The organism is Streptomyces sp. AM8-1-1 (assembly GCF_032229325.1).
GTDB lineage: Bacteria > Actinomycetota > Actinomycetes > Streptomycetales > Streptomycetaceae > Streptomyces > Streptomyces achmelvichensis.
In genome coordinates this window covers 6,023,344-6,045,854 of the sequence record NZ_CP135086.1, presented here as the reverse complement: position 1 = coordinate 6,045,854, position 22,511 = coordinate 6,023,344, and the positions used below count along the sequence as shown (strand labels likewise).

The 22,511-nt window shown below is 71.9% G+C and carries 17 protein-coding genes; 10 read left to right on the top strand and 7 right to left on the bottom strand.

Going from position 1 to position 22,511, the window contains the following annotated elements:
- Positions 1 to 3 precede the first annotated feature (3 nt).
- The 3 genes from RPQ07_RS26905 to RPQ07_RS26895 all read right to left on the bottom strand — a co-directional run bounded on the left by RPQ07_RS26905 (position 4) and on the right by RPQ07_RS26895 (position 5,278).
- Positions 4 to 1,653 (bottom strand): hypothetical protein, encoded by a 1,650-nt coding sequence (locus RPQ07_RS26905; protein ID WP_313946775.1) that lies wholly within the window; start codon positions 1,651 to 1,653, stop codon positions 4 to 6.
- Positions 1,650 to 3,122, bottom strand: a complete 1,473-nt coding sequence (gene pelF, locus RPQ07_RS26900; protein ID WP_313946774.1) for a GT4 family glycosyltransferase PelF — start codon at positions 3,120 to 3,122, stop codon at positions 1,650 to 1,652. Before pelF ends, RPQ07_RS26905 begins: the two co-directional genes overlap by 4 nt.
- Positions 3,123 to 3,226: 104 nt before the next feature.
- Positions 3,227 to 5,278 carry a hypothetical protein gene (locus tag RPQ07_RS26895; protein WP_313946773.1) on the bottom strand — a complete coding sequence of 684 codons (2,052 nt, stop codon included), beginning with the start codon at positions 5,276 to 5,278 and terminating at the stop codon, positions 3,227 to 3,229.
- A 284-nt stretch (positions 5,279 to 5,562) separates the two neighbouring features.
- Between RPQ07_RS26895 and RPQ07_RS26890 the strand changes: the two genes are divergently transcribed.
- From RPQ07_RS26890 to sucB, 3 genes are all read left to right on the top strand, one after another.
- Positions 5,563 to 7,095 carry a leucyl aminopeptidase gene (locus RPQ07_RS26890; RefSeq protein WP_313946772.1) on the top strand — a complete coding sequence of 511 codons (1,533 nt, stop codon included), beginning with the start codon at positions 5,563 to 5,565 and terminating at the stop codon, positions 7,093 to 7,095.
- A 267-nt stretch (positions 7,096 to 7,362) separates the two neighbouring features.
- Positions 7,363 to 8,751: a dihydrolipoyl dehydrogenase gene (gene lpdA / locus RPQ07_RS26885; RefSeq protein WP_313946771.1), complete on the top strand. Its 1,389-nt coding sequence runs from the start codon at positions 7,363 to 7,365 to the stop codon at positions 8,749 to 8,751.
- A gap of 128 nt (positions 8,752 to 8,879) precedes the next feature.
- Complete coding sequence (gene sucB / locus RPQ07_RS26880; RefSeq protein ID WP_313946770.1) at positions 8,880 to 10,715, top strand: 2-oxoglutarate dehydrogenase, E2 component, dihydrolipoamide succinyltransferase; 1,836 nt, start codon at positions 8,880 to 8,882, stop codon at positions 10,713 to 10,715.
- Positions 10,716 to 10,885: 170 nt separating this feature from the next.
- Here sucB and RPQ07_RS26875 read toward each other — a convergent pair whose 3' ends face one another.
- Together RPQ07_RS26875 and RPQ07_RS26870 are read right to left on the bottom strand one after the other, a co-directional pair.
- Positions 10,886 to 11,086, bottom strand: coding sequence for a DUF397 domain-containing protein (locus RPQ07_RS26875; RefSeq protein ID WP_313946769.1), 201 nt, complete (start codon positions 11,084 to 11,086; stop codon positions 10,886 to 10,888).
- The gene (locus RPQ07_RS26870) at positions 11,083 to 11,916 is read right to left on the bottom strand and encodes a helix-turn-helix transcriptional regulator (protein WP_313946768.1); all 834 of its coding nucleotides are present in this window, start codon (positions 11,914 to 11,916) and stop codon (positions 11,083 to 11,085) included. Before RPQ07_RS26870 ends, RPQ07_RS26875 begins: the two co-directional genes overlap by 4 nt.
- 121 nt (positions 11,917 to 12,037) lie before the next feature.
- Between RPQ07_RS26870 and RPQ07_RS26865 the strand changes: the two genes are divergently transcribed.
- The 4 genes from RPQ07_RS26865 to RPQ07_RS26850 all read left to right on the top strand — a co-directional run bounded on the left by RPQ07_RS26865 (position 12,038) and on the right by RPQ07_RS26850 (position 17,705).
- A complete protein-coding gene (locus RPQ07_RS26865) occupies positions 12,038 to 12,661 on the top strand; it encodes a GntR family transcriptional regulator (RefSeq protein WP_313946767.1) in 624 nt (207 codons plus the stop codon).
- A gap of 439 nt (positions 12,662 to 13,100) precedes the next feature.
- Entirely contained in the window at positions 13,101 to 15,779 is a 2,679-nt protein-coding gene (gene aceE, locus RPQ07_RS26860; protein ID WP_313946766.1) for a pyruvate dehydrogenase (acetyl-transferring), homodimeric type, read from the top strand.
- A 119-nt stretch (positions 15,780 to 15,898) separates the two neighbouring features.
- Entirely contained in the window at positions 15,899 to 16,720 is an 822-nt protein-coding gene (locus RPQ07_RS26855; RefSeq protein WP_313946765.1) for a MerR family transcriptional regulator, read from the top strand.
- Positions 16,721 to 16,739: 19 nt separating this feature from the next.
- Entirely contained in the window at positions 16,740 to 17,705 is a 966-nt protein-coding gene (locus RPQ07_RS26850; RefSeq protein WP_313946764.1) for a helix-turn-helix transcriptional regulator, read from the top strand.
- A 57-nt stretch (positions 17,706 to 17,762) separates the two neighbouring features.
- Here RPQ07_RS26850 and RPQ07_RS26845 read toward each other — a convergent pair whose 3' ends face one another.
- On the bottom strand, positions 17,763 to 18,680 hold the full coding sequence (locus tag RPQ07_RS26845) for an SDR family oxidoreductase (protein WP_313946763.1): 918 nt from the start codon (positions 18,678 to 18,680) through the stop codon (positions 17,763 to 17,765).
- 110 nt (positions 18,681 to 18,790) lie between these two features.
- Between RPQ07_RS26845 and RPQ07_RS26840 the strand changes: the two genes are divergently transcribed.
- Positions 18,791 to 19,312 carry a DUF4240 domain-containing protein gene (locus RPQ07_RS26840; protein ID WP_313949036.1) on the top strand — a complete coding sequence of 174 codons (522 nt, stop codon included), beginning with the start codon at positions 18,791 to 18,793 and terminating at the stop codon, positions 19,310 to 19,312.
- A 33-nt stretch (positions 19,313 to 19,345) separates the two neighbouring features.
- Here the strand turns inward: RPQ07_RS26840 and RPQ07_RS26835 are convergent, their stop codons facing one another.
- Entirely contained in the window at positions 19,346 to 19,840 is a 495-nt protein-coding gene (locus RPQ07_RS26835; RefSeq protein ID WP_313946762.1) for a GNAT family N-acetyltransferase, read from the bottom strand.
- Between the two features lie 44 nt (positions 19,841 to 19,884).
- Here RPQ07_RS26835 and RPQ07_RS26830 point away from each other — a divergent pair, with 44 nt between their 5' ends.
- On the top strand, positions 19,885 to 20,775 hold the full coding sequence (locus RPQ07_RS26830) for a TIGR01777 family oxidoreductase (RefSeq protein WP_313946761.1): 891 nt from the start codon (positions 19,885 to 19,887) through the stop codon (positions 20,773 to 20,775).
- 247 nt (positions 20,776 to 21,022) lie between these two features.
- Positions 21,023 to 22,423 carry an NAD(P)/FAD-dependent oxidoreductase gene (locus RPQ07_RS26825; RefSeq protein ID WP_313946760.1) on the top strand — a complete coding sequence of 467 codons (1,401 nt, stop codon included), beginning with the start codon at positions 21,023 to 21,025 and terminating at the stop codon, positions 22,421 to 22,423.
- Positions 22,424 to 22,511: the final 88 nt, after the last annotated feature.

Below are 22,511 nucleotides of genomic sequence, written 5' to 3'. Positions count from 1 at the left end.
CCCTCATACGCGATGGGCGGTGGCCCGCCCCAGCAGAACACAGACGAGCCCGGCGAGGAGCGCCGCCGTGCCACCCGCGACGGCGAGGCCCACGACCTGCGGGCTGCCGAGGCCGGCGAGGAGCGCGACCGTCTGGGCAGCCGCGGCCGCGCAGCACACCGCGGCCGCCGCGACGACGGCCCCGAAGGACTGCATCAGCAGCCCCGTCCACAGCACGGTGCCGATGAGCAGCAGGGTGCTGAGGCGGGCTCCGGACAGCGCCGGCGCGTCGGGCCACAGCAGGGTCACCACGAGCGCGAGGACGAACAGCACGGCCAGGAACGCGGCGAGGCACTCGGCGAGGACGGCCGCGGCGCGGCGCCGGAAGGCGTGCGCCGTGGTGCTGGCGCGCAGTCCGGCGACGGCCCGTCCGCGGAAGCGGTGCAGAAGCCATTCGGCGGGCCCCATGCTGAGGGTCAGCGCGACGGCTGAGGGTGCGGCGACGACGGCGCCGGGGCCCTCGGCGAGGACGTCCCCGAGCGCGGTGTAGAGGACGAGCACGCCGGTACCGAGCCCGAAGAGTCCGTACGGTACGGACGCGCCGAGGCGCGGTCCGACGGGACGCGCGGGCCGCTCCACGGGCCGTCGCACGGGCGCCGGCAGGGCGGCACCGGCGCCGGGCATCACGAGGACGTCGGCACCGGGTCCGGTGTTCCCGGCCACCGGCCCGGCCGGACGCGCGCCGGTGCGGGCGAACGGCGGCCGCCACCAGGGCACCCCGTCGCCACGGCGGGACTCCGGTCGCGGGCGTCGCGGCCGCAGCAGGGCGGCCCACACGCGCGGGCCGCTCCCACCAGGAACCGGTGTCCGCGGTGTGCGGGCCAGGGCGACGGCCGCCAGAGCGACCGCCGCGGCCAGCGAGCACAGCAGCAGCGCCGTGCGCAGCGCGACCGGCAGATCGGAACGCATCGCCCAGACCGCGCCCGCCGTCATCGGCAACAGCGCGCACAGCAGGGCCCGTTCACGGCCGAGGACCAGCAGCACCGTCGCCGCCGACAGATACAGCGCCTGGGCGGCGGCGAAGGCGGCCGCCTGCCACTGGCCCGGCGACGCCGTCGCCACCGCCGCGCCCAGCAGCGCGCCTGCCGGGGCACCGAGCATCAGGGACCGTGCGGCCGCGCCCCGGTCCCCGAGACCGAGCCAGGAATAGGCCCGGTGCGAGAGCGCCTGGTTCCACACCCAGCCGGTCAGCGCACCGGCCAGCAGCGGCGCCAGGCTCGCTCCCCGCAGCAGCGGTGCGCCCAGGACGTACGCGAGGCCCGGCAGCGCGAAGACCAGTCCGCGCAGCAGACAGCCGAGCAGGCCCGCGTGCCACACGCCGGCCGCTTCCCGAGGTGGTTCGGGGAAGCTGCGCGGCACCCGGTCGTAGAGCTCCTCGGCGATCGCGAAGGAGTCCGGACGGCCGTAGGTGAGGCGGATGTGGTCGTCCGTCATGCCGTCGGACTCGAGGACGGCGGCGATCTCGTCGGGGTGCACCGCCCCGGCGATGACCTCCTCGAACCGTTCGGCCAGGTCGTCGAGCGGGTCCGCCGCGTGCGAACCGTTCCTGCGGGGCAGCAGGAGCGGAAGCGTGTCGGTGTGCTGTCCGGGCCCCTGCCACAGCGGCCCGCTCATCCGAGGGCCCGCCGGGCGCCGACCAGGTCGCGGGTGCCGGGCTGTTCGGCCGCTCCGGCCAGTTCGCGGTAGATGCGTCGGAAGCCGTCCACCGAGCGGCGCAGGGTGAACCGGTCGACGACCCGCTGCCGTGCCTGCCGTCCCAGCTCGGCGCGCCGTTCCGCGTCGCGCAGCAGCCCGAGCGTCGCGTTCGCCATCACCGCGGGCTCGCGCGGCGGTACGACGATCCCGGTGTCCCCGACGGCCTCCCGCACCCCGCCGACATCCGTCGACACCGTGGCGCGCCCGCACGACATCGCCTCGATGAGCGAGAAGGGGAACCCTTCGCTGATGCTGGAGAGCAGGACGACGCTGCCGGCCGCGTACGCGCGTGCCACATCGGTGACCCGGCCCTCCCAGGAGATGCCGTCCACGACGCCCAGTTCGGCGGCGAGCTTCTCCAGCCGGGTGCGGTACGCCTCACCGCCCGCGGGCACTCCGCCGAACAACCGCAGCCGCACGTCCGGGAGTTCGGCGCGCACCATGGCGTAGGCCCGGATGAGCGTCTCCAGGTCCTTGATGGGGTCGATCCGCCCGGCCCAGGAGATGGTGGGCACATCGGGCTCGGGGCCGCCCTGGGGAAAGGCGTGCGGGTCGACGCCGTTGTAGACGGTGCGGATGCGGTCCGCGGGCGCTCCGCCCCGCTCCTCCCACCGCCGGTTGTACTGGTTGCACGGGGTGATCAGGTCCGCCCGCCGGTACCCGAGGGTGTTGAGCTCCCGGTAGAAGCCGAGCATCAGGGCCTTCACGGGGGCGTGCTGGGCCTGGACCCGGTAGCCGAGGTAGCGCTCGCGCAGATAGATGCCGTGCTCGGTGAGCAGGAAGGGCACCCCGTCGTACAGCTGGGCGGCCAGGGCCGGCAGGGTGGCCAGCCCCGCGCTGACCGCGTGGGCGACCGAGTCGCCGGGTATCCGGACCGACAGCGGCCGCAGCGCGTGTTCCAGCAGGTCGGTGGCGGTCAGCGCGTCGTGCACGCTCGGCCGCGAGGCGGATATCTCCAGATGCGGCATGGTCCAGATCCACATCAGCGAGCGCAGGGCGGACTCCGAACGCAGTGCGGCCGAGAGCCGGCCCGCCCGGGCGTACGCGGTCAGCTCGTCGAGACTCTCGCCGAAGTCGCAGCCCGCGGAGGGGTCGAGCACCGAGAGCAGAAAGCGTTCGTGGACGTCGGTGAAGCGGCGGCGGTCGCGGCCGATGAGCCGCCGTCCGCCGGGCAGCGGCCCCCACAGCGGGAAGGCCGCGTGCCGGTAGACATTGGGCGGCAGTTCCCAGGTGACCGGCTCACGGCCGGTGCCGGTGAGGGCGACGACCCGGAAGTCCACCTCGGGCATGCCGCGCACGAGCTGGTCGCACCAGGTGGACACACCCCCGTGAACGTGCGGATAGGTGCCTTCGGTGAGCATGGTGACATGTCGGCCGCGGCTCGGCATGCGTGTGTCCCCCCAGTACTGCGGTCGTTCGGATGTGGCCGTGGTCCTGCGTCGGGCGGCCGCCGGTCGGTCCGGGCGGCCGCCCGTGGGTGATGGCTCGCGGATCAGGCGGTCGGCAGCTTCAGGGTGACGGCCGACTGGAGCAGCTCGGGCGCGGTCCAGGCGGAGCGCGTCCCCGCGTAGGCGGCGCCGAACACTCCTGTCCCCAGCACGAGTTGCTTGCGCGTGCCCTCGGGCGCGGTGATCGGCGCGGTCACTCCGGACGGCGCCTTGACGGTGACGGTGTCGCCGATGCGGTACGCGGTGACCTTGCCGTCGGCGACCGCCTTGTCCCAGGCGGCCCGGCGCTGGAGCTCGACGCCGACGTCACGCTGACGCGGGTTCACCAGCGGGGCGTTGTCCGCGTACAGGGCGCGGTAGTCGGCGAGGATCTTGTCGATGACCGGGTAGAGCAGGCGCTCCTCGGCCAGGTTCGACTGGTGCACGTAGTGCGGCCGCGGATCGCCGGCGACGACATGGCCGAGTGCGATGCGTGCCTCCTGCGGCACGATGTAGTCCGCGTAGCCGGTGGCCGTGTCGAGCGGCTCGGCCAGGCAGGTGGACGCGGGGTTGGTCTCGCAGACCCCGCTGCCGCCGTCGGCCTGTGATGCGTAGATCCAGTTGTACTCGTCGGCCATCTCGGCGGCCGTGCCGACGTTGTAGTACACGTTCATCGGGTGGCGCGGCACGGTGAGTGCGGATCCGACCGAACGCTGTGACGGCTCACGGGAGTTGTCGCTCGCGATCCACTTGACGCCGTTGTCGGCGAGCGCCCCGGCGAGGTTGGGGTTGTCCTGAGCCTGCTGCGGCAGGGTCTTCAGCCCGGAGTGCTCGCCCGTGACCAGCTCGGTGCGGTCGTAGGAGATGCCCTTGCGGGTGGCCCAGGTGTTGTTGTCGCGGATCTGCGCGGAGATCTCGGCGCGGCTCGTCCAGCGGATCGTGCCGGCGGCGTCCTTGGAGCACTGCCAGGGCACCACCGAGACGTCCTGCACGCAGCCGAGGAAGGGGTGCGTGTAGGTGTGGTTGATCCAGCGGTACTGGGCCCGGTCGGCGAGCAGTTGGGCGGTGAGCGCGTCGGTGCCGCCGTTCTCCGCCTTCCACTCCTCGCCCGCGCCGGCGTTGTAGACCATGTCGAGGGTGAAGCCGCTGGAGCGCTGCCACTGGGCGGCGTACTGCGCGTCGGCGGCGGTCATCCGGATGTCCGGGGTCTGCTCGCCCGCGCCGGTGCAGTCGATGTCGCCGGGGGTGCAGTTGCGCGCGGAGTCCCAGCGCGCGTCGGGCGCGAAGACGTCGTCGACGTGGACGGAGAAGTAACTGCGGCTCTGTCCGAGGTGGATGCCCTGGGTGAGCCAGTCGACCATGCCGCGGGCGAGAGCGCGGTACTGCTTCTGGTAGCGGTTGTAGGCGAAGGTCACCACCAGTTCGCGCCGGCCGTCGTGGGCGTACTCGCCGAGCAGGCTGCCGCGTGCGCCGCCGTCGCCGACAGCGGTGTCGAGATAGCTGGTGTAGCCCGCCCGCGGCTTGCCGGCCGCGCCGTAACTCTCCGGCACGAGCGGGGAGTTGTCCTCGAACGTGAGCGGTCCGTCGAGGTAGCCGAACGGTCCGGTGGAGCGTCCGGCCGCGGTCACCGAGGTCTGCACGCCGTCCAGGACGCCGACCCACCCGCCGTTGTCGGTGTACTCCAGACCCACCCCCGGGTGTGACCAGGTGTAGGCGTCGATCTGGCGGATGCCGAAGGCCGTCTCGTACGCGAAGAGCGCGGCGTTCTCGGCGGCTCCGGCGGTGGTGGTGGCCCCGAACGGGTCCTCGTCGGGGACGACGACGCCCTGGAACTTGGCGCGCGGCCTGCCACTGACGGTGTCACTGAGGAACGCGGCGTTGACGGTGGGCCGGTTCGGGTCGTCCAGGCGCAGCGTGCGGTAGGGCACGCCGGTCTCCTCGAGCTCCGAGACGATGGCCTCGACCGCGCCGCCCCCGTCGTCCACGACGAGCACCGTCAGATCGATCCGCGGCACCGGTGCGGCGACGGCCCCCGCCGCCGGAAGTGCCGTCACCAGCAGGCCGGCCGTGAGCAGCGCCGCGGCGGCTCTGCTTGCGCGCAGTCCAGTAGTGGCCATGTTTCTCCCCCCTCGCACGGTCGTCCGCCCATCCGAAATATGCGGAGAACCTGTGGAGATGATGCAAAGGAACCCCGCGCTCCCTTGCCTGAATGCAGCGAGTGTGACTGAGGTCTCGAAGCCTCGGGCCCAAACGTGAAACAGACGCCACGGATGAGTGAACTACTGCCGCCGTGAGCGATACATGTGACCGCGCGTAGGCTCTTGTCGGGCTGGGATGTCGACCCGTCCCTCTCTACGGCCGCTACGGCTCTGGATCTCAACGGAAGCGAGAAATCACCACCGTGACTGCTCTCACTCTCAGCACTGCCGGCGCTGCGACGCTGCGCGCCGACGCGCTCGTCGTCGGTGTCGCGAAGGGCGCCAAGGGCCCGGTCGTCGCGCCGGGCGCCGAGGCCGTGGACAAGGCGTTCGACGGAAAGCTCGCCGCCGTCCTGGAGACCCTCGGCGCCACCGGTGCCGAGGGCGAGGTGACCAAGCTCCCCGCGCCGTCCGGCCTCAAGACGCCGGTCGTCCTCGCGGTCGGGCTCGGCTCCGTCCCGGAGAAGGACGGGTCGTTCTCCGCCGAGTCGCTGCGCCGCGCGGCGGGTACCGCCGCCCGCGCCCTGTCCGGCTCGAAGAAGGCCGCCTTCGCCCTGCCCGTCGAGGCGTCGGAGGACGCCGAGGCCGTCGCCGAGGGCGCCCTGCTCGGCGCCTACGCCTTCACCGCCTACCAGGGTGGCGACAGCGACGCCAAGGACGGCAGGAGCGGCGTGAAGCAGCCGCTCGCCGAGATCGCCCTGCTCGGCGCCAAGCCGCGCGACAAGGCGTTCAAGGCCGCGGCCGAGCGTGCCATCGCGCTCACCGAGGAGATCAACCGCGCCCGCGACCTGGTCAACACCCCGCCGAACGACCTCACCCCCGAGGCCTTCGCCGCCGTCGCCACGGCGGCCGGCAAGGAGAACGGCGTCAAGGTCCAGGTCCTCGACGAGAAGGCGCTCGTCAAGGGCGGCTTCGGCGGCATCCTCGGCGTCGGCCAGGGTTCGCAGAACCCGCCCCGCCTGGTGAAGCTCTCCTACACCCACTCCAAGGCGGCCAAGACGCTCGCCCTGGTCGGCAAGGGCATCACCTACGACTCGGGCGGCATCTCGCTCAAGCCGGCCGGCCACAACGAGACGATGAAGTGCGACATGAGCGGCGCCGCCGCGGTGTTCGCCGCCGTCGTCACGGCCGCCCGTCTGAAGCTCGCCGTCAACGTCACGGCCTACCTCGCCCTCGCGGAGAACATGCCGTCGGGCTCGGCCACCCGTCCCGGTGACGTGCTGCGCATGTACAGCGGCAAGACGGTCGAGGTGCTCAACACCGACGCCGAGGGCCGTCTGGTGCTCGCCGACGCGCTGTGGAAGGCCTCTGAGGAGAAGCCGGACGCCATCGTGGACGTCGCGACGCTGACCGGCGCGATGGTGCTCGCCCTCGGCAACCGCACCTTCGGGATCATGTCCAACGACGACGCCTTCCGTACCTCGATCCACGAGATCGCGGAGGAGGTCGGCGAGCAGTCCTGGCCGATGCCGATGCCCGCCGAGCTGCGCAAGGGCATGGACTCCCCGACCGCCGACATCGCCAACATGGGCGAGCGGATGGGCGGCGGCCTGGTCGCCGGTCTGTTCCTGAAGGAGTTCGTCGGCGAGGGCATCACCTGGGCCCACCTCGACATCGCGGGCCCCGCCTTCCACGAGGGCGCGCCGTTCGGCTACACCCCGAAGGGCGGCACGGGCTCCTCGGTCCGCACCCTGGTGAAGCTGGCGGAGCGGGTCGCCGCCGGTGACCTCGGCTGACGTGACCTGACACGACGGACGCCGGCGGGGCTCCCCGGAGCTCCACCGGCGTCCGCGGCTGTGTGCCCGGCGAGGGCCCGCCGGTGTGCCCCCCGTAACACGGCCCCGGGTCCCGCCTTGCGGCAACAAGTGCGAAGATGGGTTCTCGGCAGGACAGGGCCCCCACCACAGGGCCGAAGAATCAAGCGGCCGCACACCAGCCGACCGGCCGGTCGTCCCCGGGAAGGGGAGACCCGGCGACCGGCACACATGCATGGAGGACGTGACGTGGCGAACGACGCCAGCACCGTTTTCGACCTAGTGATCCTCGGCGGTGGCAGTGGCGGTTACGCCGCGGCCCTGCGTGGGGCTCAGCTGGGCCTGGACGTCGCCCTGATCGAGAAGGACAAGCTCGGCGGCACCTGCCTGCACCGTGGCTGCATCCCCACCAAGGCTCTGCTGCACGCCGGTGAGATCGCCGACCAGGCTCGCGAGAGCGAGCAGTTCGGCGTCAAGGCCACCTTCGAGGGCATCGACGTCCCGGCTGTGCACAAGTACAAGGACGACGTGGTCAGCGGACTCTACAAGGGTCTGCAGGGGCTCATCGCCTCCCGCAAGGTCACCTACATCGAGGGTGAGGGCAAGCTGTCCTCCCCCACCTCCGTCGACGTCAACGGCCAGCGTGTCCAGGGCCGCCACATCCTCCTCGCGACCGGCTCCGTGCCGAAGTCGCTGCCGGGTCTGGAGATCGACGGCAACCGCATCATCTCCTCCGACCACGCGCTGGTCCTGGACCGGGTCCCCCAGTCCGCGATCGTGCTCGGCGGCGGCGTCATCGGCGTGGAGTTCGCCTCCGCGTGGAAGTCCTTCGGCTCCGACGTCACCGTCATCGAGGGCCTCAAGCACCTCGTTCCGGTCGAGGACGAGAACAGCTCCAAGCTTCTTGAGCGCGCGTTCCGCAAGCGCGGCATCAAGTTCAACCTGGGCACCTTCTTCGAGAAGGCCGAGTACACCCAGGACGGCGTCCGCGTGACACTCGCGGACGGCAAGACGTTCGACGCCGAGGTGCTGCTGGTCGCGGTCGGCCGCGGCCCGGTCTCCGCCGGTCTCGGGTACGAGGAGCAGGGCGTCGCGATGGACCGCGGCTTCGTCCTCGTCGACGAGTACATGCAGACGAACGTCCCGACGATCTCCGCGGTCGGTGACCTGGTCCCGACCCTCCAGCTCGCGCACGTCGGCTTCGCCGAGGGCATCCTGGTAGCGGAGCGTCTGGCCGGTCTGAAGACCGTTCCGGTCGACTACGACGGTGTACCCCGGGTGACGTACTGCCACCCCGAGGTCGCGTCCGTCGGCATCACCGAGGCCAAGGCCAAGGAGATCTACGGTGCGGACAAGGTTGTCGCTCTGAAGTACAACCTCGCGGGCAACGGCAAGAGCAAGATCCTCAAGACCGCGGGCGAGATCAAGCTCGTCCAGGTCAAGGACGGTGCCGTGGTCGGCGTCCACATGGTCGGTGACCGTATGGGCGAGCAGGTCGGCGAGGCGCAGCTGATCTACAACTGGGAGGCTCTGCCGGCGGAGGTCGCTCAGCTCATCCACGCCCACCCGACGCAGAACGAGGCGATGGGCGAGGCGCACCTGGCGCTCGCGGGCAAGCCGCTGCACTCGCATGACTGAGCTGTCCGTGCTGCCTGAGCCGTCCGCGCAGTCCGCGGACACCGGGCGCGACGACCACTTCCGCACGTCCCCTCGCTCGGCGCTCCGCGCGGGCCGGGGATACCCCATCGTTAGGAGCAACTGAAACCATGTCGGTTTCCGTAACCCTTCCGGCGCTCGGTGAGAGCGTCACCGAGGGCACCGTCACCCGCTGGCTGAAGGCCGAGGGCGAGCGCGTCGAGGCCGACGAGCCGCTGCTCGAGGTGTCGACCGACAAGGTCGACACCGAGATCCCCGCCCCCGCGTCCGGCGTCCTGGCCTCCATCAAGGTCGCCGAGGACGAGACCGTCGAGGTCGGCGCCGAGCTCGCCGTCATCGACGACGGCTCCGGCGCCCCCGCCGCCGCCGAGGCCCCCGCGGCCGAGGAGAAGCAGGCCGAGGCCCCGGCTCCCGAGCCGGAGCAGCCCGCGCAGGCCGCCCCGTCCACCGAGACCTCCGCCCCCGCCCCGGCGCCGACCGCCGAGGCCTCGTCCGGCGGTGGCTCGGCCGAGGGCACCGACGTGGTCCTCCCGGCGCTCGGCGAGAGCGTCACCGAGGGCACCGTCACCCGCTGGCTCAAGGAGGTCGGCGATTCCGTCGAGGCCGACGAGCCGCTGCTCGAGGTCTCCACGGACAAGGTCGACACCGAGATCCCCGCCCCGGCCTCCGGCGTACTGCTGGAGATCACCGTCGCCGAGGACGAGACCGCCGAGGTCGGTGCCAAGCTCGCCGTCATCGGTGCTCCCGGTGCCGCCCCGCAGGCCGCCGCCCCGGCGCAGCCCGCCCCGGCCCAGGAGGCTCCGAAGCAGGAGGCTCCGAAGCAGGAGGCTCCCAAGCAGGAAGCCCCGAAGCAGGAGGCCGCGCCCGCACCGGCGGCCCCCGCCGCTCCGGCGCAGCCCGCCCCGGCTCCCGCCGCGCCCGCTCAGCCGGCTCCGGCCCAGGCCGCGCCCGCCCAGGCGGCTCCGGCTCCCGTCACCCCGGCTCCGGCTGCTCCGGCCGCCCCCGCCGCCGGTGCCGCGAGCGACGCCTACGTGACCCCGCTGGTCCGTAAGCTCGCCGCCGAGAACGGCGTCGACCTGTCCTCGGTCAAGGGCACCGGCGTCGGTGGCCGTATCCGCAAGCAGGACGTCATCGCCGCCGCGGAGGCCGCCAAGGCCGCCGCCCCGGCGCCGGCCACCGCCGCTCCGGCCGCCTCCCGGGCGCCGAAGCTGGAGACGTCCCCGCTGCGTGGTCAGACCGTCAAGATGACCCGCATGCGCAAGGTCATCGGCGACAACATGATGAAGGCGCTGCACGGCCAGGCCCAGCTGACCTCGGTCGTCGAGGTCGACATCACCAAGCTGATGAAGCTGCGCGCCCTGGCCAAGGACTCCTTCGCCGCCCGCGAGGGCGTCAAGCTGTCCCCGATGCCGTTCTTCGTCAAGGCCGCGGCCCAGGCGCTGAAGGCCCACCCGGTCGTCAACGCCCGGATCAACGAGGACGAAGGCACCATCACGTACTTCGACTCGGAGAACATCGGCATCGCCGTGGACTCCGAGAAGGGCCTGATGACCCCGGTCATCAAGAGTGCGGGAGACCTGAACCTCGCCGGTATCGCCAAGCGGACCGCGGAGCTCGCGGGCGCCGTGCGCGCCAGCAAGATCACCCCGGACGACCTGGCCGGTGCGACGTTCACCATCAGCAACACCGGCTCGCGCGGTGCGCTGTTCGACACGATCATCGTGCCGCCGAACCAGGTCGCCATCCTGGGCATCGGCGCCACCGTCAAGCGCCCGGTGGTCATCAACCACCCGGACCTCGGCGAGACGATCGCGATCCGCGACATGACCTACGTCGCGCTCTCCTACGACCACCGTCTGGTGGACGGCGCGGACGCCGCCCGCTACCTGACGACGGTCAAGGCGATCCTGGAGGCCGGCGAGTTCGAGGTCGAGCTCGGTCTCTGACGCGAGCCCGCGCAGGCCGCCACAGGTCGGCGCAGGTCAGCAGTGACGAACGGCGCCCCGCCCGGAGAGATCCGGGCGGGGCGCCGTCGCGTTGTCCGAAGGCGCGGTCGCGTCGTCCGAAGGCGCCGTCGCGTCGTCCGAAGGCGCCGTCGCGTCGTCCGGGGGCGCGGTCAGAGGGCGCCGCGCTTGACGGCGCTCACGAAGGACGCCCAGCGGGCGTGCGCGAAGACGAGGGCGGGGCCGTCGGGGTTCTTGCTGTCGCGGACGGGGGTGACGTGGGTGAAGCCGTCGGCGACCTCGACACATGCCCCGCCCTCCCCGTTGCTGTAGGACGACGTCCGCCATATGGCTGTGCTCAGATCGGGGCTCATGGTGTCGTGTAGTCCTTCGCCGCCGAAGCGATCAGGGAGAGGGACGCCTTCGGCGACAGCGCGGCGGCCCGGACGAGATCGTATGACTTCTGGAACTTGGTCACCAGCGCCGGTTCGTCGATGAGTTGGCCGCTGTGCGCACTCTCGGTGTAGACGACGGCCGGAGAGTCGGCGAAGGTCATCACGATGGCCGTGCCGTGCGTCAGCGGGGGCGGGCCGGCCGCGAAGGGCAGCACCTGCACCATCACCCGGTGATGGTCACGGGCCTGTTCGGCGAGCTGCTCCAGCTGTTCACGCATCACGGACGGCTCGTCCACCACCACATGCAGAGCGGCCTCGTGGACGATGGCCCAGAGCTCCGGACCCGACGGATCGTCCAGGCGGCGCGCCCGTTCCAGCCGTACGGTGACGTGCCGCTCCACCACGTCGTCTGCGGCGAAGGGCTGCGTGGCGCGGGTGATGCCGCGGGCGTACGCCTCGGTCTGGAGCAGACCCGGGATCAGCAGCGGAGCGTACTCACTGATCGTCAGGGCCTCCTTCTCCAGCTCCGCGGCATCGGCGAAGTACTCGGGGTGCTTCGACTCCTGCGCCAGCCGGCACAGCCGCTGAAGGTGCTCCCCCGACCCCAGCACCCCGTCCAGCAGTCGCGACATGTCCTGCTGCGGTCGACGCTTCGCGGCCTCGAACTGGCCGATGTACGCGCCCGAGCAGAAGACCCGCTCCCCCAACTGCTCCTGCGACAACCGGTTCTCCTCGCGCAAGCGGCGAAGTTCCGCTCCGTAGAAGCTCCTTGGTGAGACGTACGGGTCCACATCCTTGGCCTGCGTCATGCCGGAAAGGCTAGCCATGAGCCGTCACTGTGCGCGTGCGTTCCCTGACAATGCGTCCGTACGGGAAGCCATGAGGTTCCGCTCCGGTAACCTCGGCCCCGGCCACCCATGAGGAGTTTCCATGACCCCGCCCGTCGTCCACTCGCTGCGCGAACAGATCCGCGAGCACATCGTGGAGGGGATCGTCAGCGGGCGCTGGAAGCCGGGCGAGCGCATCGTCGAGCGGCGGATCGCGACCGAGCTGGAGGTCTCCCAGACGCCGGTCCGTGAGGCACTGCGGGAGCTGGAGAGCCTGCGGCTGATCGAGTCCGCGCCGAACAAGGGCGTACGGGTCCGCAATCTCACCGCCGCGGACCTGGAGGAGAGCTACCCCGTGCGGGCGGGCCTGGAGCAGATCGCGGCCGAGCTCGCGGCCGAGCGGCTGGCCGACGACTGCTCGTGCCTGGAACCGCATGTGGCCGGGCTGTACGCTGCCGACCTGGCCGCCGACTCGGCCGCGCAGGTGCGGCACACGGTCGCCTTCCACCGGGAGCTGGTGCGGGCGGCGGGCAACGGTGTCCTGCTGCACACCTGGGAAGGGCTCGGCATCGAGGTGTTCACGGCGCTGTCGATCCGCTGGCTGGGGACGGTCCAGAAGTCCTACGCCGAGGAGCACGAGGCGCTCGTGGCGGCCTTCAAGCGCCGCGATCCACAGATCGGGACGCTCGTGAAGGCCCATGTGCTGGGCTGCGCACCGCGCGCCTGAGGGCTGTCCCGTCATCGCCGTTTGATCAGCGCGTGGCGTCGGATGCGGGTGCATCGCAACGCGACGGGGTCGTGGAGGGGTCGTCCTCGTACCGGTCGTATCCGGGCGATCCGCCAGCGCGGCGGTCCCCCTGCTCGAAGAGCTTGAGGGAGTGCCGTCGCTGTCGTCGTGCGCCCGCCGGGGACTGCGGGACAGCCCTTGACCCAGCCGAACGCGGTCGAAGTGTCTGAAATATCACCTTCCTGAGCGGCACAGCGTGCCCACTTTTGCGGCACCGGATGCCAATTTGGCCCGAAGCTTTGATCGATCATCGATCAGCGACTTACAGTTCACCTCGGGTCCACCGACCCTCCCCCTGACTTCGTCGGGGGACCCCAGGCCCCGTCCTGCCAGACAAGGCCCCTTTCTCCACCCCCCTCCTGTCCGGAAGGCGGCGATCATGTCCGACCCCGTAGGCAAGCTTCCGAGCGAGCTCGACCAGCTCCCGGACCGCGACGCCGAGGAGACCGCCGAGTGGGCGGCCTCCCTCGACGCCGTCACCGAGCACGCCGGCCCCCACCGGGCCGCGTACCTGATGCGCCGCACCCTCCAGCACGCCGAGACGGCCGGGGTTCCCGTGCCGCGGCTGCTGGAGACGGACTACGTCAACACCATCCCCACCTCCGCCGAGCCCGCCTTCGACGGCGACGAGGAGCTGGAATCCCGGATCACCGCCTGGAACCGCTGGAACGCGGCCGCCATGGTGACCCGGGGCTCCCGCCACGGCGTCGGCGGCCACATCGCCACCTTCGCCTCCGCGGCCTGGCTCTACGAGACCGGCTTCAACCACTTCTTCCGCGGCAAGGAGGGTGACGGCAGCGGCGACCAGCTCTACATCCAGGGCCACGCCTCCCCCGGCATCTACGCCCGCGCCTTCCTCGACGGCCGGCTGTCCGAGCAGCAGCTCGACCTCTTCCGCCAGGAGTCCGGCGGCAACGGTCTGCCGTCGTACCCGCACCCCCGCCGCCTGCCGTGGCTGTGGGAGTTCCCCACCGTCTCCATGGGCCTCGGCCCGCTCTCCGCGATCTACCAGGCGCGCTTCAACCGCTATCTGCACAACCGCGGGATCAAGGACACGGCGAACTCGCACGTGTGGGCGTTCCTCGGCGACGGCGAGATGGACGAGCCCGAGTCGACCGCGGCCCTCGCGCTCGCGTCCCGTGAGCAGCTCGACAACCTGACCTTCGTCATCAACTGCAATCTGCAGCGCCTCGACGGACCGGTCCGCGCCAACTTCAAGATCGTGCAGGAGCTGGAGGCCCAGTTCCGCGGCGCCGGCTGGAACGTCATCAAGTCGCTGTGGGGCTCCGCCTGGGACGAGCTGTTCGCCCTCGACACCACGGGTGCGCTCGTGCGCCGTCTGCGCGAGGTGCCGGACGCCCAGTTCCAGACGTACGCCACCCGGGACGCGGCCTACATCCGCGAGCACTTCTTCGGCGCCGAGCCCGCGCTCGTCGAGCTTTCGAAGCTGATCACCGACGACAAGATCGCCGAACTCTTCTTCACCTCCCGCGGCGGCCACGAGGCCCGCAAGGTGTACGCGGCGTACCGCGCGGCCGTCGAGCACAAGGGCGCGCCGACCGTGATCCTGGCGCAGACGGTCAAGGGCTACACGCTCGGCAAGGGCTTCGAGTCCAAGAACGCCAACCACCAGATGAAGAAGCTGACGACGGACGAGTTCAAGGGCATGCGGGACCTGCTCGGTCTCCCCATCCCGGACAGCGCGTTCGCCGACGGTCTGGTGCCCTACGGCCACCCCGGCGCCGACTCCCCCGAGGTCCGCTACCTCCAGGAGCGCCGCGCGGCCCTCGGCGGCCCCGCCCCGGCCCGCCGGGTGCGGGCCGTGGCACTGCCCGCCCCCGAGGAGCGCGGCTTCAAGGCGCTCGAAAAGGGTTCCGGCAAGCAGGAGATGGCCACCACCATGGCCTTCGTCCGGCTGGTGAAGGACCTCATGCGGGACAAGGAGACCGGCAGGCGCTGGGTCCCGATCGTCCCCGACGAGGCCCGCACCTTCGGTATGGAGTCGCTCTTCCCGTCGGCCGGCATCTACTCGCCGATGGGGCAGACGTACGAGCCGGTCGACCGCGACCAGCTGATGTACTACAAGGAGGCCAAGGACGGCCAGATCCTCAACGAGGGGATCACCGAGGCCGGGTCCATGGCCGACTTCATCGCCGCCTCCACGTCGTACGCGACGCACGGCGAGCCGATGATCCCGTTCTACATCTTCTACTCGATGTTCGGCTGGCAGCGCACGGCCGACCAGATGTGGCAGCTCGCCGACCAGCTCGGCAAGGGCTTCATCGTGGGCGCCACCGCCGGACGTACGACGCTGACCGGTGAGGGCCTCCAGCACGCGGACGGCCACTCGCATCTGATCGCGTCCACCAACCCGGCGTCGCTCAACTACGACCCGGCGTTCGCGTACGAGATCTCGGTGATCGTCAAGGACGGTCTGCGCCGGATGTACGGGCGGGATGCCGACGAGAACGAGAACGTCTTCTACTACCTGACGGTCTACAACGAGCCCAAGGTGCAGCCCGCGATGCCCGAGGGCGTCGAGGAAGGCATCCTGCGCGGTCTGTACCGCTTCAAGGAAGGCGTGCCGGCCTCCGCGGACGCGCCGCGGCTCCAGCTGCTGGCCTCCGGCACGGCGATCCACTGGGCCCTGGAGGCGCAGGAACTGCTGGCCGCCGACTGGGGCGTCACGGCCGATGTATGGTCCGCGACCTCGTGGGGCGAGCTGCGCCGGGACGCGCTGGAGGCCGACGAGGCCCTGCTCCGCGGCGAACAGCGCACCCCGTACGTCGCCCAGGCGCTGGAGGGCGCTCCGGGCCCGGTCCTCGCGGTCAGCGACTGGATGCGCCAGGTCCCGGACCAGATCAGCCAGTGGGTCGAGCAGGACTGGTCCTCGCTCGGCACGGACGGCTTCGGCCTCTCGGACACCCGCGAGGCGGCCCGCCGGCACTTCGGCGTGGACGCGCAGTCGATCACCGTCGCGGCTCTGGCCCAGCTCGCCAAGCGCGGCGAGGTACCGGCCTCCGCCGTGAAGGAGGCGCGGGAGCGCTACGGCCTGTAGCTCCCTGAGGCGTGTGCGTGCGAGGACCCCGGCGGAGCCACCCCCGCCGGGGTCCTCGTCCGTCCGCACGGGCGATGCTTGACCCTGACACCGTGTGAAGGCGTGCAGTGGGAGGCGTCATGTTCACCATCGGAGACTTCGCCAGGCACGGCCGTGTGTCGGCCCGCATGCTGCGTCACTACGACGCGATCGGGCTGCTGCGTCCCGCCCACACCGACCTGTACAGCGGCTACCGCTACTACACGGCCGCCCAGCTCGCCCGCCTCAACCGTGTCATCGCCCTCAAGGATCTCGGCTTCACCCTGCAACAGGTGCAGGAGATCCTGGAGGACAAGGTGGGCACGGAGGAACTGCGCGGGATGCTCGTGCTGCGACGGGCGGAGCTGGAGGAGGCGATGGCCGCGGCGGCCGCACGGCTGGCGCAGGTCGAGGCGAGGCTCCGGTCGATCGAGAGCGAGGGTTTCATGCCCACCGACGACGTCATCGTGAAGAGCATCCCCGCCGTGCGGGTGGCCGAGCTGACCGCCACCGCCGCGAGCTACGGACCCGAGGACATCGGGCCCGTCATCTCTCCCCTGTACGAGGAACTGTTCCGCCGCGTGGAGGCGTCCGGTGTGACGCCGACCGGACCCGGTATCGCCTACTACGAGGACGCTCCGGAGGGGAACGGCGCCGTGGTCGTGCACGCGGGTGTCACCGTCTCCGAGGCCCACCGGCCGGACCTGGACTTCGCGATCGTGGAGCTGCCGGCCGTCGAACGGGCGGCGACCATCGTGCACCGCGGCTCGATGCAGGGCGTCCTGCCGACCGCGCAGACACTGGCCCGCTGGATCGAGTCGGGGGGCCACATCTCGGCCGGCTACGCCCGCGAAGTGTCCCTGGAATGCCCGCCCGGCGACTTCGACGGGTGGGTGACGGAACTCCAGGAGCCGCTCGCCTGAGCTGGGCCATGATGGGGGCATGCGTGCTGCCCGGCTGATCAAGATGGTGCTGCTCCTCCAGGCCAGGCCCTCCATGACCGGCGCCGAGCTGGCCGAGGAACTGGAGGTCTCGGAGCGCACCATCACCCGTGACGCACTCGCGCTCTCGGAGGCCGGGGTCCCGGTCTACGCGGACCGCGGGCGGGCCGGCGGGTACCGGCTGATCGGCGGCTACCGCACCCGGCTGACGGGCCTCGGCCGCAGCGAGGCCGAGGCCCTGTTCCTCTCCGGGCTGCCGGGCGCGCTCAGGGACATGGGTCTGGAGGACGCGGCGTCCGCGGCCCGGCTGAAGGTGTCCGCGGCGCTGCTGCCCTCGGTGAGCAACGCCTCCGAGAGCGCGGCGCAGCGCTTCCATCTCGACGCCCCCGGCTGGTACCAGGAGCCCCGCACACCGCAGCTGCTCCCGGCGATCGCGGAGGCGGTCTGGGAGGACCGCCGCGTCCGGGCGGCGTACCGCCGTCAGGACGCCGAGGTGGAGCGGGAGTTGGAGCCGTACGGCCTCGTGCTGAAGGCGGGTGTCTGGTACCTCTGCGCTCGCGCGGACGGCACGTTCCGGGTGTACCGGATCGACCGGTTCTCCTCGGTGGAGGCGGACGGCTCGTTCTTCGAACGCGACGAGGACTTCGATCTGCCGGGGTTCTGGGAGAAGCGCGCGGCGCAGTTCGCGCGCTCCATCCTGCGGGCGGAGGTGGTGCTCCGGGTGACGGAACGCGGCGCCGCGCGCTTGCCGTACCTCACCGACCGGGCGGCGGCCGGTGAGGCGCTGGAGTCGGCCGGTCCCCCGGACGCGGAGGGCCGGCTGACCCTCACGCTGCCGGTGGAGAGCCATCAGGTCGCATTCGGCCAGCTGTTCGCACTGGGCCCGGAGGTGGAGATCCTGGAGCCGCCGGAGCTGCGGGAACAGTTCGCGGAGACGGCGGAGCGGACGGCCCGGCTGTACCGGTAGACCGCCCCGGCCGACGGGCGGACCGCCACCGCCCTCAGGACTCCTGCCGGTGGTCGTCTACCGGTAGTCGTCGATCGACGGCTTTCCGCCCGCCTGCTCCGCCAGCATGTAGCCCCACACGTCCGGCCGGCTCCCGTCCGCGTCCGTGAACCCGTACTCCCTCGCCAGCTTCCCGCTGTCGAGCGACATCCCGTTCCAGCGGGCCCTCTCCGGGTCCGCGGCCAGCGCCGCCACCCCGCGGCCGAGGTACAGCGGCGACTCCGACAGCGCCCAGTGCTCCTGCTTGTCGATCCCGTCCCGCCAGGTCTCCTCGGTGAGGCCGAAGATGTCGAGCATCTCCTCGGAACGGAGGAAGCCGGGCGTGACCGCCACGGCCGAGCACCCGACGCTCTTCAGCTCCTCGCCCAGGATGAAGGCCATCCGGATCGGCGTGTTCTTGGCCAGGTCGTAGAAGAAGTTCTCGCGGAAACCCTTGTTGGTCTCGGCGGTGCCGTCGGTCACCTCGACGACCAGGCCGCCGGGCTCGCGCACCAGCAGGGGCAGCGCGATGCTGCTGGTGATGATGTGACTGCGGGTGCCGAGGTCCAGCATCCGCAGACCGCGGTCCAGGTCGACGTCCCACATCCTGGTGTTGAAGTCGAGCAGGAAGTTCCCGCCCCAGACGTCGTTCACCAGGATGTCGAGGCGCCCGTGGTCGCGGTCGATGCGTTCGGTCAGCGCCCGTACCTGATCCGCCTCGAGGTGGTCGGTCGGCACCGCGATGCCGGTACCGCCCGCGGCGGACACCAGGTCCGCCGTCTGCTCGATGGTCTCGCCGGCCCGGCCCACCTCACTGACCTGCGTACGCGTGGTGCGGCCGGTCACGTACACGGTCGCCCCGGCGGCGCCGAGCTGTTCGGCGATGGCCCGGCCCGCGCCCCGTGTGGCCCCCGCGACCAGGGCGATCTTCCCGGCAAGTGTCTTCTGCGTCGTCATGATGCGACCGTCGCACGAATACCCGACACCTTCTGTCCGCCATTCAAAAGAGTCGGCATTTCGTGGCTCCGCGTGCGCAGCCCCCCGCCAACCACGATGCTGGACCCGTGATGGACGAGACGGAGTTCTGGGAGATCGTCGACAGCACCCGCGAACGCGCCGAGGGTGACCCCGAGGACCATGCCGATCTGCTGGTCGAGCGGCTGCTGCAGCTCGACCCGGACTCCGTGCTGGATTTCGCCCGGCACTTCGAGGCCCGCTACAACCGCGCCTACACCTGGGACCTGTGGGGCGCGGCTGCCGTGCTCCTCGGCGGCGCCAGCGACGACGCGTTCGACTACTTCCGCTGCTGGCTCATCGGCCAGGGCCGGGAGATCTTCGAAGCGGCGGTGCACGATCCGGACTCGCTCGCCGAGCTGCTGGAGGAGTTCGACGAGGACATCGACGGGGACGGTGAGGAGCTCGGATACGCGGCGGACGAGGCGTACGAGCAGCTCACCGGAGTCGTCGCACCGGACCTGGGGATCGCGCCGCAGACCGCGGAGCCCGCGGGCACCCCCTTCGACTTCGACGACGACTCCGCGCTGGCCGGGCGCTTCCCCAAACTCTGGGACCGCTTCGGCGACCTGTGAGAACCAGCCGCGGGCAGCGCTCTCCGGCCGGTCTCAGCGGAGGGAGCGGCCCATCATGACGTCGTCGGCATAGCGGCCGTCCAGCCAGAACTCCCCCGGCAGCACACCCTCGACCGCGAACCCCTCGGCCTCGTACAGGGCCCGGGCCGGCTTGTTGTGCCCGAGCACCCGCAGCGTGATGCGTACGGCGCCCTGCCGGCGTGCCAGCTCGCACGCCGCACGCACCAGGGCCCGCCCGGTCCCCCGGCCGCGGGCCCGGGCAGCGACAGCGAGGCCCTGTATCTGGCGCACGTGCTGGTTGCAGGCGAGCGGCGTGGGAGGGACGAGGCGGATGAAGCCGATGAGCGTGCCGTCGGCGTCCTCGGCGACGAGGAAGTCGCCGGGCCGGTGCTGGGCGTCGAAGAACGGTGCGTACGGAGGCATCGGTCGCGGCGTGACGGCGTGGAGCGTCGACCAGGTGTCCCGGTCGAGCCGGCCGAGAGCCTCCTCGTCGGTACGCAGCGCGGGGCGTATGTGCGACTCGGGCATGGAGGCAACTGTGTCACGGGGGTCGGCCGGGGCAGGATGAGGCCATGCGGATCGCGGTCACCGGCTCCACCGGACTCATCGGTACGGCACTTGTGCGCTCACTGCGCTCCGACGGGCACGAGGTGGTGCGCCTCGTGCGGCGGCCCGCGCGGAGCGGGGACGAGGTCGAATGGGACCCGCACCGGCAGTACGTCGACGCGGCGGGCCTGGTGGGCTGCGAGGCCGTGGTGCATCTCGCCGGAGCGGGGGTCGGGGCGCGCCGCTGGACGGACGCGTACCGCAAGGAGATCCGTGACAGCCGGGTGCTGGGCACGGCGGCCGTCGCGGAGGCACTGGCCTCTCTGGACACCCCGCCGCGGGTGCTCGTCTGCGGCAGCGCGGTCGGCTTCTACGGCGACACCGGGGACCGCGCGGTGGACGAGGAGGCCCCGCCGGGGGACGGTTTTCTGCCGAATCTGTGCGTGGAGTGGGAGGAGGCGGCGGCCCCTGCGGCCGAGGCCGGCGTACGGACCGCCTTCGCCCGGACCGGTCTGGTGGTCTCCCGCAAGGGCGGGGCGTGGGGACGGCTGTTCCCGCTGTTCAAGGCGGGTCTCGGCGGCCGGCTCGGCGACGGCCGGCAGTACTGGAGCTTCATCTCGCTGCATGACGAGGTCGCGGCGCTGCGGCACATCCTGGACACGGAGTCCCTGTCGGGTCCGGTGAACCTCACGTCCCCGCAGCCGGTCACCAACCGGGAGGTGACCGCCGCGATGGGGCGGGCGCTGCACCGGCCGACGGTCTTCACGGTGCCGTCGGCCGCGCTGAAGATCGCGCTCGGTGACATGGCGGGTGACGTGCTGGGCAGTCAGCGGGTGCTGCCGCGACGGCTGCTGGACTCGGGGTTCACGTTCGCGTTCCCCGGCATCGACGAAGCGGTCGGCGCGGCACTGAGGTAACGGCCCGCGGCGCGCCCGGAGTCCGAGCCCGGGGCCGCGGTGACGGCCCGTCGCGCCCCCCGGCGTCCGGGCGCGGGACCCGGCGCGCGACCTCCGCGGACGCGCGCCCCCCGCGCTACGGTGCCCCGCCGCATGCGCGAGCCGCGGTTCGGCCACCGCTGCCTACTCTCGACCGAACTCGGGTATCCCGGGAGCCTGTTGGGGGCATGAGCCTCCCACCAGCCGCGCCGACCTCGGGGAGGGGCACGTGCTCATCAGCACCGCTCACCATGCGGACGTCATCATTGTCGGGGCCGGTACAGCCGGCCTCTCGGCGGCTCATCAGCTCATCGCGGCAGGCCTCAGCGTCACCGTGCTGGAAGCCGCCGCCAGGCCGGGCGGCCGCATGGCCACCGAGGAGATCGACGGCTTCCGGCTCGACCGCGCGGGCCAGTTGCTCAACACCTCGTACCCCGAGCTGCATCGCACGGCCGGCCTCGGAGAGGTGGTCCTGCGGCCGTTCGCACCGGGAGTCCTCGTGCACAGCGGGGGGCGGCTTCAGCGGACCGGCGAGACGGTCCACCGGGCGTCGGAGCCGGGGAGTGCGGGACGGGGGTCGCTGCGGGCGGTACGGAGCGGGGCGGCTCAGGGGGCTCGGGGCACGGCGTGGGGGCCGCCGCACGCCCTCCGGGGCATAGGGGGCGCGTTCACGGTCGCGCGCGCCCTCGCCGGCGCCCCCAGGCCGCTGGACGAGGCCCGGCTCGGCGCGTCCCTGGCCCGGCTCGCGGGCACCTCCGTGGAACGCCTGATGGCCCGTCCGGAACGGACCACGGCCCAGTCGCTGGCCGCGCGCGGCCTCCCCGCCCGTACGGTCCAGGGCTTCCTGCGCCCGCTGCTGTCCGCGCTGCTCTGCGACCCGGAGCTGACGACGTCGAGCCGGTGCGCCGACCTGGCGCTGCGGGGCTTCGCCCGGGGGCGGATGTGCGTCCCGGAGGGCGGCGCGGCGACGCTGCCGGAGCGACTGGCCGCCGCACTGCCGCAGGGCACGGTGCTCACGGGCGTGCGGGTCAAGGACGCGTCGATCAACAGGGTCAGCACCGAGGACTACGGCGAACTGACCTGCCGCGCGCTGGTGCTGGCGACGGGGGCGCGGGAGGCGGCCGAACTGCTGCCGGGGCTGCGGGTGCCGGCGTTCCATCCGGTGACGGTGCTGCACCACACGGCGCCGTGCGCACCGCCCACGGGCTCGGCGCTGGTCCTCGACGCGGAGCGTGAAGGTCCCGTCTCGCACACCGCGGTGATGAGCGAGGTCGACCCGACACGGGCGCCGCGGGGCCGGGTGCTGATCTCCTCGACGGTGCTGGGCACGCCGCCGCCGTATCTGGACCGGCAGGTCCGCACGCATCTGGCGAAGCTGTACGGGACGCCGACGGCGGACTGGTCGCTGCTGGCGGTCCACCACGACCCGGCAGCGGTCCCGGCGATGCCGCCACCGCACGACGTCCGCCGCCCGGTACGTCTGCTGGCGGGCCTGTACGTGTGCGGGGACCACCGGGACACGAGCACGGTGCAGGGGGCGCTGCACTCGGGCCGGAGGGCGGCGGAGGCGGTGCTGCGGGACATGGGCGTCCGCGCGCCGGAACGGGCCCCGCTCCGCTCGGCGGCGTAGCAGCTGTCCCGCACGGTGTTGCTGGGTGCCACGATCACTGACGTGGACCTGCCGCGAGACACGGGAGATGGTCCCCGGTCGGCGCATG